Annotated in this window: 12 protein-coding genes; 4 read left to right on the top strand and 8 right to left on the bottom strand. The window is 71.1% G+C overall.

Going from position 1 to position 14,124, the window contains the following annotated elements; genetic code table 11:
* Window positions 1–91 precede the first annotated feature (91 nt).
* On the top strand, window positions 92–1,651 hold the full coding sequence (locus tag ABZ642_RS18580; RefSeq protein ID WP_360484654.1) for a metallophosphoesterase family protein: 1,560 nt from the start codon (window positions 92–94) through the stop codon (window positions 1,649–1,651).
* Between the two features lie 126 nt (window positions 1,652–1,777).
* Here the strand turns inward: ABZ642_RS18580 and ABZ642_RS18575 are convergent, their stop codons facing one another.
* Window positions 1,778–1,909, bottom strand: coding sequence for a hypothetical protein (locus ABZ642_RS18575; RefSeq protein WP_266772865.1), 132 nt, complete (start codon window positions 1,907–1,909; stop codon window positions 1,778–1,780).
* 224 nt (window positions 1,910–2,133) lie between these two features.
* Complete coding sequence (locus ABZ642_RS18570) at window positions 2,134–3,048, bottom strand: LysR family transcriptional regulator (RefSeq protein WP_360484651.1); 915 nt, start codon at window positions 3,046–3,048, stop codon at window positions 2,134–2,136.
* Between the two features lie 104 nt (window positions 3,049–3,152).
* On the opposite strand from ABZ642_RS18570, the gene ABZ642_RS18565 reads away from it, so the two are divergent.
* On the top strand, window positions 3,153–4,145 hold the full coding sequence (locus ABZ642_RS18565; RefSeq protein WP_360484648.1) for an NADP-dependent oxidoreductase: 993 nt from the start codon (window positions 3,153–3,155) through the stop codon (window positions 4,143–4,145).
* Window positions 4,146–4,277: 132 nt separating this feature from the next.
* On the opposite strand, the gene pruA is transcribed toward ABZ642_RS18565, so the two are convergent.
* Window positions 4,278–5,909 carry an L-glutamate gamma-semialdehyde dehydrogenase gene (gene pruA, locus ABZ642_RS18560; protein ID WP_360484645.1) on the bottom strand — a complete coding sequence of 544 codons (1,632 nt, stop codon included), beginning with the start codon at window positions 5,907–5,909 and terminating at the stop codon, window positions 4,278–4,280.
* Between the two features lie 62 nt (window positions 5,910–5,971).
* Complete coding sequence (locus ABZ642_RS18555) at window positions 5,972–6,898, bottom strand: proline dehydrogenase family protein (protein ID WP_360484642.1); 927 nt, start codon at window positions 6,896–6,898, stop codon at window positions 5,972–5,974.
* 181 nt (window positions 6,899–7,079) lie between these two features.
* Between ABZ642_RS18555 and ABZ642_RS18550 the strand changes: the two genes are divergently transcribed.
* Entirely contained in the window at window positions 7,080–8,330 is a 1,251-nt protein-coding gene (locus ABZ642_RS18550) for a helix-turn-helix domain-containing protein (protein ID WP_360484639.1), read from the top strand.
* 40 nt (window positions 8,331–8,370) lie between these two features.
* On the opposite strand, the gene ABZ642_RS18545 is transcribed toward ABZ642_RS18550, so the two are convergent.
* Window positions 8,371–8,946: a TetR/AcrR family transcriptional regulator gene (locus ABZ642_RS18545; RefSeq protein ID WP_360484636.1), complete on the bottom strand. Its 576-nt coding sequence runs from the start codon at window positions 8,944–8,946 to the stop codon at window positions 8,371–8,373.
* 98 nt (window positions 8,947–9,044) lie between these two features.
* Between ABZ642_RS18545 and ABZ642_RS18540 the strand changes: the two genes are divergently transcribed.
* Window positions 9,045–10,556 (top strand): MFS transporter, encoded by a 1,512-nt coding sequence (locus ABZ642_RS18540; RefSeq protein ID WP_360484633.1) that lies wholly within the window; start codon window positions 9,045–9,047, stop codon window positions 10,554–10,556.
* 106 nt (window positions 10,557–10,662) lie between these two features.
* Here ABZ642_RS18540 and serA read toward each other — a convergent pair whose 3' ends face one another.
* From serA to ilvN, 3 genes are all read right to left on the bottom strand, one after another.
* Window positions 10,663–12,252, bottom strand: coding sequence for a phosphoglycerate dehydrogenase (serA, locus tag ABZ642_RS18535; protein ID WP_360484630.1), 1,590 nt, complete (start codon window positions 12,250–12,252; stop codon window positions 10,663–10,665).
* 228 nt (window positions 12,253–12,480) lie between these two features.
* Window positions 12,481–13,479, bottom strand: coding sequence for a ketol-acid reductoisomerase (gene ilvC / locus ABZ642_RS18530; RefSeq protein WP_360484627.1), 999 nt, complete (start codon window positions 13,477–13,479; stop codon window positions 12,481–12,483).
* Between the two features lie 119 nt (window positions 13,480–13,598).
* Window positions 13,599–14,123, bottom strand: a complete 525-nt coding sequence (ilvN, locus tag ABZ642_RS18525) for an acetolactate synthase small subunit (RefSeq protein WP_360484624.1) — start codon at window positions 14,121–14,123, stop codon at window positions 13,599–13,601.
* Window position 14,124 lies beyond the last annotated feature (1 nt).

Raw genomic sequence — 14,124 nt, 5'->3', positions numbered from 1 at the left:
TCCGCCATACGGACGCCGCGCGTCGTTCCGTCGCCCTGCGTTCACCCGTACGTGTGGCCGGTGTTGGCCTGCGCTGGGCACGTTTCCTTCCATGGACATCCCCGACTTCGGCATTCCGCCACGGCTCGCCGCCCGGATGAGCATGGCCGAGCAGTACGAGTACCTGCGCAGCCGGCTGGTGAGCCGCCGCACGCTGGTGACGGCGGGCGCGGTGGCGGGCACGACGGCGGGCAGCGGCCTGCTGGCCGGCTGCGCGAAGAAGACGGCGAGGCCGGCGCCGGCCACCTCGGCGGTCCACGGCGCGGCGGTGGTGCCGTTCGGCCGCCATCTCGCCTTCGGCGCCGACCCGAGGACGCGGATGCGGATCTCCTGGCAGGTGCCGTCCGCGGTGAAGAGGCCGTTCGTGCGGATCGGGACGCGGCCGGACGAACTGGGCACGCGGGTCGCCGCGGAGATCCGGCATCTGCACACGCCCGGGGTCCAGGGGGTGCGCCCGGTGGTCGAGCAGTACTACGTCCATGCGGCCCTGGACGGCCTCACCCCTGGGACGACGTACTACTACGGCGTCGGCCACGACGGCTGGGACCCGGCCGCCCCGGACCACCGCGCCACCATCACCCCCTTCCGAACCGCGCCCGCGAGTCCGGAGAGGTTCGTGTTCACGGCCTTCGGCGACCAGGGGGTCAGCCAGGCCGGAAAGGCGGCCGACAACGCCCTGCTGAAGCAGAACCCGGCCTTCCACCTGCACGCGGGCGACATCTGCTACGCGGACGGCAACGGCTCCGGCCGCACCTCGGACGGCTACGACGCCCGCGAGTGGGACCGGTTCCTGCGGCAGAACGACCCGGTGGCGCGGTCGGTCCCCTGGATGGTGACGACCGGCAACCACGACATGGAGGCCTGGTACTCCCCCGACGGCTACGGCGGCCAGTACGCCCGCTTCGCCCTCCCCGACAACGGCTTCGACCCGCACCGGGCGCCGGGCGTGTACTCCTTCACCTACGGCAACGTCGGCTTCGTGGCGCTGGACGCCAACGACGTGTCGTACGAGATCCCCGCCAACCTCGGCTACAGCGGCGGCCGTCAGACGAAGTGGCTGGAGAAGAAGCTGGAGGAGTTGCGGGCCGCGCCGGGCGTGGACTTCGTGGTCGTCTTCTTCCACCACTGCGCGTACTCGACGTCCGCGCACGCCTCCGACGGCGGGATCCGGGCGGCCTGGCTGCCGCTGTTCGCCAAGTACCAGGTGGACCTGGTCGTCAACGGGCACAACCACGTCTACGAGCGCACAGACGCGGTGCGGGGCGGCAGGGTCGGCCGCGCGGTCCCGGTCGGCGGCTCGACCGACCCGACGCGGGACGGGATCGTGTACGTCACGGCGGGCGGCGGCGGGCGGGACCTGTACTCGTTCCCGTCCGGGGTCAAGGACAGCTACGAGGGGCACGTCACCCGGCACGACGCGGTGCGCAGCTTCCACTGGACCGAGGGGCAGCACAACGTGGCGGAGACGGTGGAGTGGTCGCGGGTGCGGTACACCGGCTTCTCCTTCCTCAAGGTCGAGGCGGAGGCGGGTACCGCTCCGAGGCTGAGGGTGTCGGCGCTGGCGCAGAGCGGGGCGCGGATCGACCACTTCGAGATCAGGCGGGGCGGCTGACACCGGAGTACGTGCCGAAGCACGCCGCGGAGCACGGCGCGGCTGTCCCGGCCGCGCCGTACTCCGTGCGGGTGCGGCTCCCGGTCAAGGGGTGTTACACGTGTTACCGGCGCTTCCCGGGTGGGATCAGTGGCCGGTCTCGCCGCCGTTGTCACGGCGGTCGAGGGCGCGCTGGAGGGCGGCGGCGGCGTTCTTGCGCTCGGACTCGCTGGTGCGGGGCACGTGGCGGACGCGGCGGCGGACGGTCGTCTCGGCCATGGGAATCGACTCCTTCGACATACATGGAGTACGGCAAGGGGGGGGTTGCGAGACGCCGGAAGGGGCGGGGAGCGGTGCCGCAGGGGTTGCCTGCACGGGGCCCGGCTCACGACCGCCATTCGCTTGATCGAGCGAGACGTTCGGCTCCTACAAACGTAAGGGAACGACCCGCTTCTGTCTGCACAATTACTCGGACTTCCTACTATCTGAGACGGCCCACCGGGTCACACCGCCCTGAGCTGCCCCTTCGTGCGTTCGGGGGTCCCCCGGCCGAGCGAGCGCAGAATCCGGATCAGGGCCCGTACGGCGGGCGTGGCGGCCAGTTCCGGAGTCGTCGCGTAACCGACACGGCGGTACGGCCGCCGCGGACCGAGGTCGGTGACCGCCACCGCGGGCGGGGCGGCGGTGAGGGAGAGCGCGGGCATGATCGCCATGCCGAGACCGCCGGCCACCATCGAGAGCACCGCCCCGTCGTCCTCGGCGGTGACGGTCGCCGCCGGGATCCAGTCCTGGGCGGCCCACCAGTCGCGGGTGTAGGAGCCGCAGTTCTCCTTCCAGTCGACGAGCGGGAGGGAGCGCGGCGCCGGATGCCCGGCCGGGTGCACCAGGGCGTACGGCTCCTCCAGCAGCACCCCGCCGACCAGCCCGGCGGGCAGCTCCGAGGTGTCGCCGAAGGTCGCGATCCCGAGGTCGGCCCGGCCCGCGGCCACCTCGCCCGCGGTGCCGGGCCCCAACTCCCGTACGACGGCCACGGTCACCTCGACGGCCGGGTGCAGGGCGGCCAGCCGCTCCAGGGCGGGCGGCAGCAGATGCAGGGCCGCGCCGCGGAACGCGGCGACCCGCAGGGGGCCCGCGGCCTCGCCGCCGGCCGCGCCCCGCACGTCGGCCGCCATCACCTCCAGCATCCGCAGCACCCGGCGCGCATGGGCCGCCGCCCGCTCTCCGGGAGGGGTCGGCCGGGCACCGAACCGGCCGCGCTCGAACAGCACGACGCCCAGTTTCCGTTCGATGGAGCGGACGGCGTGGGAGACCGCGGACTGGGTGGCGCCGAGCCGGACGGCGGCGCTGGAGAACCCGCCCTCGTCGGCCACGGCGACGAGGATGCGCAGCTCCTGCGGGGCCAGATCGACTGCGGTCACTCCGGGTCTCCCGCCTGCAGGTATGAAGCCGTCTCATGGATCGGCGTGTTCCATGAGCCCAACCCGCTGCCCGGGCCCGGCATTCCTGCCTACGGTCCCCTGCCATGACCGAGAACGCGCTCACCGTGCACCAGACCGCCCGCCCCACCGGCTTCCCGACGGCCGCCCACTTCCGTCTCGTCGAGTCCCCGGTCCCCGAACCGGCCCCCGGTACGGCCCTGGTGGCCGGTCTCTACTGGTCGGTGGATCCGTACCACCGCGAGATGATGGACGGCGACTTCGCACTGGACGCCCCGCTGGAGGGCCGCACGCTCGGCCGGGTCGTCGCCTCCCGCGCCCCGTCCCTGCCGGAGGGGCAGCTCGTCGTGCACCGGCGGGGCTGGCGCACCCACGCGGTGGTCCGTCCCGAGGAGGTCCGGCGCATCCCCCACCACCCGGGCGTCCCGCTGTCGGCGTATCTGAGCGTGCTGGGCGGGACGGGGCTCACGGCCTACGTCGCGCTCACCCGGATCGCCCGGCTGCGCGAGGGCGAGGACCTGTTCGTCTCCGGCGCGGCCGGCGGGGTCGGCACCGCGACCGGCCGCTTCGCCCGGCTGCTCGGCGCGGGCCGCCTGACCGGCAGCACCGGAAGCCCGGAGAAGGTCGGGTACCTGACCGGACAGGTCGGTTACGACGCGGCCTTCGACTACCGCACCGCCCCGGTCGCCGATCTCCTCGCCGGGGCCGCCCCCGACGGCATCGACCTCTTCGTCGACAACGTCGGCGGCGACCACCTGGGTGCGGCGATCGGCGCGCTGCGCGAGCGGGGCCGGGTGGTACGGGTCGGCACGATCAGCCAGTACAACACCCCGGACGCGCCCGCGGTGGTGTTCGACCACGCCGGCGTGGTGGAGAGGAGCCTGCGCATCGAGGGCTTCCTGGTGCGCGACCACCAGGACGCGCAGGAGGAGCTGTACGACTTCGCCGTGCCGCATCTGCGCAGCGGTGCGCTGGTGGCGGACGAGACGGTGGTCGACGGTTTCGAGCGGATCGTGGAGGCGTTCCTGCTGATGCTGCACGGCGGCAACACCGGCAAGATCCTGGTCCGCGCCGTCTGATGCGCCGACTGATGTGAGGTCGGACGTGCCGTCTGATGCGCCGCCCGATGTGGGTCGGGCGATAGATGGGAACGGGCCGGGGAGCCTGCTCGTGGGTCAGGCTTCCCGGCCCGGGCTCGGGTGGACTGTGGGTCAGCCCATGTGCGGGTAGGAGTAGTCGGTCGGGGCGACCAGGGTCTCCTTGATCGCGCGGGTCAGCGTCCAGCGCAGCAGGTTCTGCGGGGCGCCGGCCTTGTCGTTGGTGCCGGAGGCACGGCCGCCGCCGAAGGGCTGCTGGCCGACGACGGCGCCGGTCGACTTGTCGTTGATGTAGAAGTTGCCGGCCGCGTAGCGCAGCTTCTCCATCGTGTACGCCGCCGCCGCGCGGTCGCCGGCGATGACCGAGCCGGTGAGCGCGTACTCGGAGACCGACTCCATCTGGGTCAGCATCTCGTCGTACCGGTCGTCCTCGTAGACGTGCACGGCGAGGAACGGGCCGAAGTACTCGGTGCGGAAGACCTCGTTGTCCGGGTCGGAGCACTCGACGACGGTCGGGCGGACGAAGTAGCCGACCGAGTCGTCGTAGGAGCCGCCCGCGACGATCGTGCAGGTCGGGTCCTCCTTGGCGCGGTCGATCGCGGCCTTGTTCTTGGCGAACGCGCGGTCGTCGATCACGGCGCCGACGAAGTTCGACAGGTCGGTGACGTCACCCATGGTGAGGTACTCGACCTCGGCGGCGAACTCCTCCTTGAAGCCGGAGTTCCAGATGGACGCCGGGATGTAGGCGCGGGAGGTCGCCGAGCACTTCTGGCCCTGGTACTCGAAGGCACCGCGGGTCAGGGCGGTCTTGAGCACCGCGCGGTCGGCCGACGGGTGGGCGACCACGAAGTCCTTGCCGCCGGTCTCGCCGACCAGGCGCGGGTAGGTGCGGTACTTCTCGATGTTGTTGCCGACCGTCTTCCACAGGTGCTGGAAGGTCTTGGTGGAGCCGGTGAAGTGGATGCCGGCCAGGTCGCGGTGCTCGAGGGCGACCTTGGAGACCTCGATGCCGTCACCGGTCACCAGGTTGATGACGCCCTTGGGCAGCCCGGCCTCCTCCAGCAGGCGCATCAGCAGGACGGCCGCGTGGGTCTGGGTCGGGGACGGCTTCCAGACCACCACGTTGCCCATGAGGGCGGGGGCGGTGGGCAGGTTGGCCGCGATCGCGCTGAAGTTGAACGGCGTGATCGCGTAGACGAAGCCCTCGAGCGGGCGGTGGTCCATCCGGTTCCACACGCCCGGGGAGTTGGCCGGGGGCTGCTCGGCGAGGATCTGCCGGGCGTAGTGGACGTTGAACCGCCAGAAGTCGACCAGTTCGCAGGGGCTGTCGATCTCGGCCTGCTGGGCGGTCTTGGACTGGCCGAGCATGGTGGAGGCGGCGATGGTCTCGCGCCAGGGGCCGGACAGCAGCTCGGCGGCGCGCAGGATGATGGCCGCGCGGTCGTCGAAGGACATCGCGCGCCAGGCGGGCGCGGCGGCGAGGGCCGCGTCGACGGCGTCCTTGGCGTCCTGCTGGGTGGCGTGCCGGCCGGTGCCGATGACGGCCTTGTGGTTGTGCGGCTGCACAACCTGGAACTGCTCGCCGCCGCCGAGCCGCTTCTCGCCGCCGATGGTCATCGGCAGCTCGATCGGGTTCTCGGCCAGCTCCTTGAGCTTGGTCTCCAGGCGGGCGCGCTCGGGAGAGCCGGGGGCGTAGCCGTGCACCGGCTCGTTGACGGGGGTGGGGACCTGGGTCACAGCGTCCATGAGATCCGTAACTCCTTGTACGTGAGCGGGTGTTGCCGGGCGGCGGGCGGGAGGGGTACGCCTCAGCCCTTGCTGAGCATGGAGCGGAGGAAGAAGCGCAGGTTGGCCGGCTTCTCCGCAAGACGGCGCATGAAGTAGCCGTACCAGTCGGTGCCGTAGGCGGTGTAGACGCGCATCCGGTGGCCCTCGGCGGCCAGCCGCAGGTGCTCGTCGCCGCGGATGCCGTACAGCATCTGGAACTCGTACTCGTCGGGCTTGCGCCCGGCGCGCCGGGCGAGTTCCTGGGCTATGGAGATGAGGCGGGGGTCGTGGGAGCCGACCATCGGGTACCCCTCGCCCTCCATCAGAGTCCCGAGGATCCGCACGTACGCCTTGTCGATCTCGTGCTTCTGCTGGTAGGCGACCTCGGCGGGCTCCTTGTAGGCGCCCTTGACCAGGCGGACCCGGCTGCCGGCCGCGGCCAGGCGGCGGGCGTCGGCCTCGGTGCGGAAGAGGTAGGCCTGGATGACGCAGCCGGTCTGCGGGAAGTCCTTCCGCAGCTCCTCGTGGATGGCGAACATCGAGTCGAGGGTGGTGTGGTCCTCGGCGTCGAGGGTGACGGTCGTGCCGATGGCGGCGGCGGCCTCGACGACGGGGCGGACGTTGGCGAGGGCCAGTTCATGGCCGCCGTCCAGCGCCTGGCCGAACATCGACAGCTTCACCGACATCTCGACGCGCTCGCCGAGGCCGAGCCCGCGCAGGCGGTCGACGAGCGCCAGGTAGGCGTCCCGGGCGGCGGTGGCCTGCTCCGGGGTGGTGATGTCCTCGCCGACGACATCCATGGTCAGCTCCAGGCCGCGGCCGGTGAGCTCCTCGATGATCGGGACGATGTCGTCGACCGACTCACCGGGGATGAAGCGGTCGACGACCTGCTTCGTCACCGGGGCGGCCGAGATGAGACGACGCATCCGGTCGCTGCGCGACGCGGCGAGAATCACGGGACCCAGCACGGGGCACCTCCACAACACATGCCAGAACGGCCGCGATCCGACGGTGTGGATACGGCACGGAGAACCACCGTGAAAGTTAGGGATCTCTCCGATCGTGAGCCATCGACAGCTGTCACGCATCCGTGCCACAGATCTCAGACAGATGTATGAAGGTGTCCGGGAATTGCGGGAGAATGCCCGGGTGACGTCGGAATTCAAGGGTGACTACCAGGAGCTGGTCGACGAGATCTCCGAGCTGCTGGGCGTCCCGGCGACCCTGGAGAACCGCGACTTCGAGCTGATCGCCTTCGGGGCGTACGACAGTGAGGGCGACCTCGATCCGTCGGAGCTGGACCCGGTCCGGACCCGCTCGATCCTGACCCGGCGCTCCACCGCGGCGGTCCGCACCTGGTTCGAGGGCTTCGGCATCACCCGGGCGACCGGACCGGTCCGTATCCCGCCGACGCCGGAGGCGGGGGTGTACCGGGGAAGGATCTGTCTGCCGGTACGCCATCGGGGTGTCGTCCTCGGCTATGTCTGGCTGCTGGACGACGATCCGGGTCCGACGGACGCCCAGCTGGCCGCCGCCATGGGGGTGGCGGGGCGGATCGGCGCGTTGCTCGCGGACGAGGCGCAGGCGGGGGCGGGGCTGGGCCGGGAGCTGCGGGCGGTACTGGTCGCGGAGCACGGCTGGCAGCGGGACATGGCGGTGGCCGAGTTCCGTACCGCCCTCGGTGCCCGTGCGGACGGTCCGCACACGATGGTCTGCGTCGCCCCCTGGCAGTCCGCCGACCCGGACGACGCCCCGTCCCCGCGCACGGTCCCGCACGCCACCGCGCTGTGCACGCTGCCGTGGGGGGCGACGGGCCACAGCCTGGCCGTCCTGGTCCGGCTGCGCAGCACGGACGCCGTCACCCCCGCGCTGACGGCCGCCGCGCGCCTGCTCAAGGAGGCGGAGGAGGCCCGGCCGGCCTCGGCGCGCGGGACCGGGGCGCGCACGGCCGCCGCCGTGGCCGCCGGTTTCACGGGCGTGGCGGCCCAGGGCTGCGCCGCGGGGGTGGGCGAGGCCCGCGCCGGCCTGGCCGAGCTGGGCGCGGTCTGGCAGGAGGCCGCCGCGGCCACCCGCGCCGCGCTGGCCGAGCCCCGGTTCGGGCCGGTCGCCCAGTGGGCGCAGATCGGCCCGTACCGGCTGCTGACCGCGCTGCCGCCGGAGGCCTCGCACGACCCGGCGGTGGCCGTCCTGCTGACCCCGGCCCACCGGGAACTGGCCCGCACCGCCGAGGCGTACCTGGACTGCGCGGGCCAGGCGGGCCGCACGGCCGCGGCCCTCGGCATCCACCGGCAGACCCTGTACTACCGCCTGTCCCGGGTGGAGCAGCTCACCGGCCTCGACCTGGACGACGGGGAGGACCGGCTGCTGCTGCACATGGCGCTCAAGAGGGCGCGGCTGTAGTCACCGCCCGTCTGCGGCCGTTGGCCTTCCCTGCCGCGGGTCAGCTCCGGGAGGCGGCCTCGACGATCTGGCGCAGGCCCTCGGTGAGCGCGTCACCGTCGGGCGCGGTCTTCGGGTCGAAGGTCCACTGCGAGATGAGGCCCGACATCAGGGTCATGTAGAAGCGGCCGAGGGTGTCGGCGGTCTCGTCGGAGACCTCCTCCTCCGGCACGCCCATCATCAGCGAGGTCAGCCCCCGCCCGCCCTCGCGCTGGGCGCGGGCCAGCCGGTCGCGCACTTCCGGCAGCTGGTCGCCCATCGTCACGATCTCCACGCTGAGCCGCCACATCGAGCCGGGCCCGCGCATGCTGTCGACGATGTTCGACCACACCTCGCGGAACCGCTCCAGCGAGCCGGGCGCGCCGGTGAGCCCGCCGTCGCCGCCGTCGAAGGACATCTCCTCCACCAGCGCGATGTAGGCCTGTGCGAGCAGCGCGTCCTTGGAGCCGTAGTGGTAGCCGATCGAGGCGAGGTTGGTCCCCGACTCCTTGACGATGTCGCGCGCCGTCGTCCGCGCGAACCCCTTCTCCAGCAGGCAGCGCTTTGCGCCGTCCAGCAGATCCTCACGGTGTCCCATGCGGAGCAGCCTACCCCGGGATCCATACAACCGTCCTAGACGGATGACTTATACATTCGTTCTAGACAAGCGTTTTATACGCCCGTACATTCCTTGGCATGACGAACCCGACGAGCACGACCACGAGCACACCCGAGACCAACTCCCGTGCGGGGCGCCGCGAATGGACGGCACTCGGCGTGCTGATGCTGCCGCTGCTCCTGGTCTCCATGGACGTCTCGGTCCTGTACTTCGCGCTCCCCGCGATCGGCGCCGACCTCCGCCCGAGCGGCACCCAGCAGCTGTGGATCCTGGACATCTACGGCTTCGTCCTGGCCGGTCTGCTGATGACGATGGGCGCGCTGGGCGACCGCATCGGCCGCCGGCGGCTGCTGCTGATCGGCGCCGCGGCCTTCGGCGGCGCCTCGCTGCTCGCCGCGTACGCCGACAGCGCCGGGACCCTGATCGCGGCCCGTGCGATCCTCGGCATCGGCGGCGCGACCCTGATGCCGTCCACGATGGCCCTGCTGCGCACGATGTTCACCGACCCCGGCCAGCGCGCGAAGGCGATCGGCCTGTGGTCCGGCGTGATGACCGGCGGGATCGCACTGGGCTCGGTGCTGAGCGGGGTCCTCGTGGAGCACTTCTGGTGGGGCTCGGTCTTCCTGGTCAACCTGCCCGCGATGGTGATGCTGCTGGTGCTCGGCCCGATCCTGCTCCCCGAGTCCAGGAACCCCTCCCCCGGCCGCTTCGACTGGCCGAGCGTGCCGCTGTCGATGGCCGCCGTGCTCCCGGTGATCTACGGCTTGAAGGAGATCCCCTCCGAGGGCTGGCACCCGCTGTACGTCGTCTCGATCACCGTCGGCCTGCTCTTCGCCGCGCTCTTCGTCCACCGCCAGCGCACCGGCGCCTCCCCGCTGGTCCCCCCGGCCCTGCTGAAGGGCCGTGGCTTCACCCCGGCGCTGGTCCTGACCCTCGTCGCGTCGCTCGCCATGATGGGCTCGGCGATCTTCACCACGCAGTACCTGCAGGCGGTGCTCGGCAAGAGCCCCCTGGCGGCGGCGCTGTGGAGTCTGCTGCCCTCGGTCTTCATCGGCGTCGCCGGTCCGGTCACGGCGTGGCTGGTCCAGCGGGGCGTCGACCGGGGCCACGTCGTCGCCGGCGGCTTCACGGCCATGGCGGGCGGGTTCGTCCTGCTCGCCCTCGTCGGCACCGACTCGCTGTGGCTGGTGCTGACCGGGGCCGGGGTGCTGGCCTGCGGGATGGTCGCGATCATGTCCCAGCTGACCGACCTCGCGATGACCGGCGCGCCGGTGGAACGGGCGGGCACGGCCTCCTCGTTGCTGGAAACCAGCACCGAGTTCGGCGGGGCGCTCGGCATGGCGGTGCTGGGGTCGATCGGTACGGCGGTCTACCGCCACGGGATGCCGACCACGGCCCCGGCGCAGGCCCGCGAGACGCTGGGCGGCGCGCTGGCCACGGCGGGCCGTCTGCCGGGCGACACGGGAGCGGCCCTGCTGCACACCGCACGGGAGGCGTTCACCAACGGGATGCAGGGGGCGGCGATCGCGGGCGCGGTGCTGCTGGTGGGGGCGGCGGCGGGGGCGGCGGTGACACTGCCGAGGAAGTGACCACGCAAAACGCCGGACGGGCTGGTTTCCCAGCCCGTCCGGCGTTTGACGACGAACGACTCCGACCCTCCAACCGACCGAGTCGGGTGAACGGGTGGGAAGAAAATCAGACCAGGTTCACCGAACGAGCCGAGGTCGCCCCGATCTCCGCTTCCACCTCGGCCAGCACACCGGAGGTCACCGTGTCGTCGACGGTCAGCACGGCCAGCGCCTCGCCGCCCGCGATCGACCGGGCGACCTGCATGCCGGCGATGTTGATGCCCGCCTCGCCGAGGATGCGGCCGACGGTGCCGACGACGCCCGGCCGGTCCTCGTAGCGCAGCACCAGCAGGTGGTCGGCGATCGCGAGGTCGACGTCGAAGTCGCCGACCGCGACGATCTTCTGAAGGTTCTTCGGGCCGGCCAGCGTGCCGGAGACCGAGACCTCCTCGCCGCTGCCCAGAGTGCCGCGCACGGTGACGACGTTGCGGTGGTCGGCCGACTCCGAGCTGGTGGTGAGGCGGACCTCGACACCGCGCTCCTGCGCGAACAGCGGGGCGTTCACGTAGGAGACGGTCTCGGCGACGACGTCCTCGAAGACACCCTTGAGCGCCGAGAGCTCCAGCACCTTCACGTCGTGCTGGGTGATCTCGCCGTAGACCTCGACGTCGAGGCGGACCGCGACCTCACCGGCGAGCGCGGTGAAGATCCGGCCGAGACGCTCGGCCAACGGCAGGCCCGGCTTGACGTCCTCGGCGATGACCCCGCCCTGGACGTTCACCGCGTCCGGGACCAGCTCGCCGGCGAGGGCGAGGCGGACCGACCTGGCGACCGCGATGCCCGCCTTCTCCTGGGCCTCGTCGGTGGAGGCACCGAGGTGCGGGGTGCAGACGACCTGGTCCAGCTCGAAGAGCGGGGAGTCGGTGCACGGCTCCTTCGTGTACACGTCGAGGCCGGCGCCGGCGACCCGGCCCTCCTTGAGCGCCGCGTACAGCGCCACCTCGTCGACGATGCCACCGCGCGCCGCGTTGACGATCCGCACCGACGGCTTGACCTTGCGCAGCGCCTCGTCGCCGATCAGACCGACCGTCTCGGGGGTCTTCGGCAGGTGCACGGTGATGAAGTCGGAGACTTCGAGCAGCTCGTCCAGCGACAGCACCTTGACGCCCATCTGCGCGGCCCGGGCAGGCTGGACGTAGGGGTCGTACGCCACGACCTTCATGCCGAAGGCGGACATCCGCTGGGCGACCAGGGCGCCGATGCGGCCGAGGCCGACGACACCGAGGGTCTTCTCGGCGAGCTCGACACCGGTGTACTTGCTGCGCTTCCACTCGCCGTTCTTCAGCGCCGAGTTGGCCTGCGGGATGTTGCGGGCGGTCGCGACCAGCAGACCGCAGGCCAGCTCGGCGGCGGTCACGATGTTGGAGGTCGGCGCGTTGACGACCATCACGCCGGCCTTGGTGGCGGCGGAGACGTCGACGTTGTCCAGGCCGACGCCGGCTCGTGCGACGACCTTCAGCTTCTTCGCCGCGGCGATGGCCTCGGCGTCGACCTTGGTGGCGGAGCGGATCAGGATCGCGTCCACGTCGGCGATGGCCGGGAGCAGCTCGGCTCGGTCTGCTCCGTTCGTGTGCCGGATCTCGAAGTCCGGGCCCAGCGCGTCGACGGTGGCGGGCGACAGCTCTTCAGCGATGAGTACGACAGGTTTCGAGCTCACGTGAGTCCTCACATGTCCAATGCGGACGGCCGTCCCGACGGCCGCTGGCGGTGGAGGGGCTTGCCGCGTGGAGACGCACGACGCTGTGGGCCTGACGCGTATGTAGTACGGCAGTGTAGTGGCGTGGTGGTGGTCGTCCTGCGCCTCTGCGGAAGGATCACCCGTCCGAGATTCGACGGGGTGGACAACGGGGCCGGAGCATGCCGCTCCGGCCCCGTCACCTGGGGCTCACGCCTCTTCGTTCACCCACGACATCAGCTTGCGCAGCTGCTTGCCGGTGGTCTCCAGCAGGTGCTCGGAGTCCTGCTTCTTGTACTCGTTGTACTTCTTCAGACCCCCGTGGTACTCGTCCATCCAGTTACGGGCGAAGGTGCCGTCCTGGATCTCCGCGAGGACCTGCTTCATCTCGGCCTTGGTGGCGTCGGTGATGATCCGCGGGCCGGTGACGTAGTCGCCCCACTCGGCGGTCTCGGAGACCGACCAGCGCATCTTCTCCAGGCCGCCCTCGTACATGAGGTCCACGATCAGCTTCAGCTCGTGCAGGCACTCGAAGTAGGCGATCTCCGGCTGGTAACCGGCCTCGACCAGGGTCTCGAAACCGGCCTTGACCAGGGCGGAGGTACCACCACAGAGAACGGCCTGCTCGCCGAACAGGTCGGTCTCGGTCTCCTCGGTGAAGGTCGTCTTGATGACGCCGGCGCGGGTGCCGCCGATGCCCTTCGCGTACGACAGGGCCAGCGCGAAGCCGTTGCCGGTGGCGTCCTGCTCGACGGCCACGATGCAGGGGACGCCGCGACCCTCCTCGTACTGACGGCGCACCAGGTGGCCCGGGCCCTTCGGGGCGACCATGCAGACGTCGACGCCGGCCGGGGGCTTGATGAAGCCGTAGCGGATGTTCAGGCCGTGGCCGAAGAACAGCGCGTCGCCGTCGTTCAGGTTCGGGGCGATGGACTCCTCGTAGACCTGGGCCTGGATCGGGTCCGGGACCAGGATCATGATGACGTCGGCCTCGGCGGCGGCCTCGGCCGGGGTCACCACACGCAGGCCCTGCTCCTCGGCCTTCGCCTTGGACTTGGAGCCCTCGTGCAGACCGACACGGACGTCGACACCGGAGTCGCGCAGCGACAGCGCGTGGGCGTGGCCCTGGCTGCCGTAGCCGATGACCGCGACCTTGCGGCCCTGGATGATGGACAGGTCGGCGTCGGCGTCGTAGAACAGCTCGGCCACTTTGGGTTCTCTCCTTGGTGTGCGGATGGTGCGTCCCACCGTATGACGGCGGGTTGAAGGGAAGTTTCGGGGTCTCGGCATACGGGCGGCCGACAGCCGTCGGCCGTCCGTTTCCAGCCTTACGCAGATCGGTCGAGTGCGCGCAGCGACCGGTCGGTGATCGAACGGGACCCGCGGCCGATCGCGATCGTGCCGGACTGCACCAGCTCCTTGATGCCGAACGGCTCCAGCATCTTGAGCATGGCGGTCAGCTTCTCGCTGCTGCCGGTGGCCTCGACGGTGACGGCCTCCGGGGAGACGTCGACGGTCTTGGCGCGGAACAGCTGGACGATCTCGACGATCTGGGAGCGCGTCTCGTTGTCGGCGCGCACCTTCACCAGAACGAGTTCCCGCTGAACGGCCGAACCCGGCTCCAGTTCGACGATCTTGAGCACCTCGACGAGCTTGTTGAGCTGCTTGGTGACCTGCTCCAGCGGCAGGGCTTCGACACTCACCACGATCGTGATGCGGGAGATGTCGGGATGCTCGGTGACGCCGACGGCCAGCGAGTCGATGTTGAAGCCCCGCCGGGAGAACAGCGCGGCGATCCGGGCCAGGATGCCCGGCTTGTTCTCCACCAGGACGGAGAGCGTGTGCTTGGACATG

Origin of the sequence: Streptomyces sp. NPDC007157 (assembly GCF_040634235.1) — a bacterium.
Classification (GTDB): Bacteria; Actinomycetota; Actinomycetes; order Streptomycetales; family Streptomycetaceae; genus Streptomyces.
Note: the sequence above shows the minus strand (reverse complement) of the source record. Positions and strands in the feature narration are given on the sequence as shown.

Coding starts and splice junctions, on each gene's coding strand:
- ilvN (WP_360484624.1), bottom strand. CDS start 14,123: ATGTCCAAGCACACGCTCTCCGTCCTGGTGGAGAACAAGCCGGGCATC.
- ABZ642_RS18575 (WP_266772865.1), bottom strand. CDS start 1,909: ATGGCCGAGACGACCGTCCGCCGCCGCGTCCGCCACGTGCCCCGCACC.
- ABZ642_RS18580 (WP_360484654.1), top strand. CDS start 92: ATGGACATCCCCGACTTCGGCATTCCGCCACGGCTCGCCGCCCGGATG.
- pruA (WP_360484645.1), bottom strand. CDS start 5,909: ATGGACGCTGTGACCCAGGTCCCCACCCCCGTCAACGAGCCGGTGCAC.
- ABZ642_RS18540 (WP_360484633.1), top strand. CDS start 9,045: ATGACGAACCCGACGAGCACGACCACGAGCACACCCGAGACCAACTCC.
- ABZ642_RS18565 (WP_360484648.1), top strand. CDS start 3,153: ATGACCGAGAACGCGCTCACCGTGCACCAGACCGCCCGCCCCACCGGC.
- ABZ642_RS18545 (WP_360484636.1), bottom strand. CDS start 8,946: ATGGGACACCGTGAGGATCTGCTGGACGGCGCAAAGCGCTGCCTGCTG.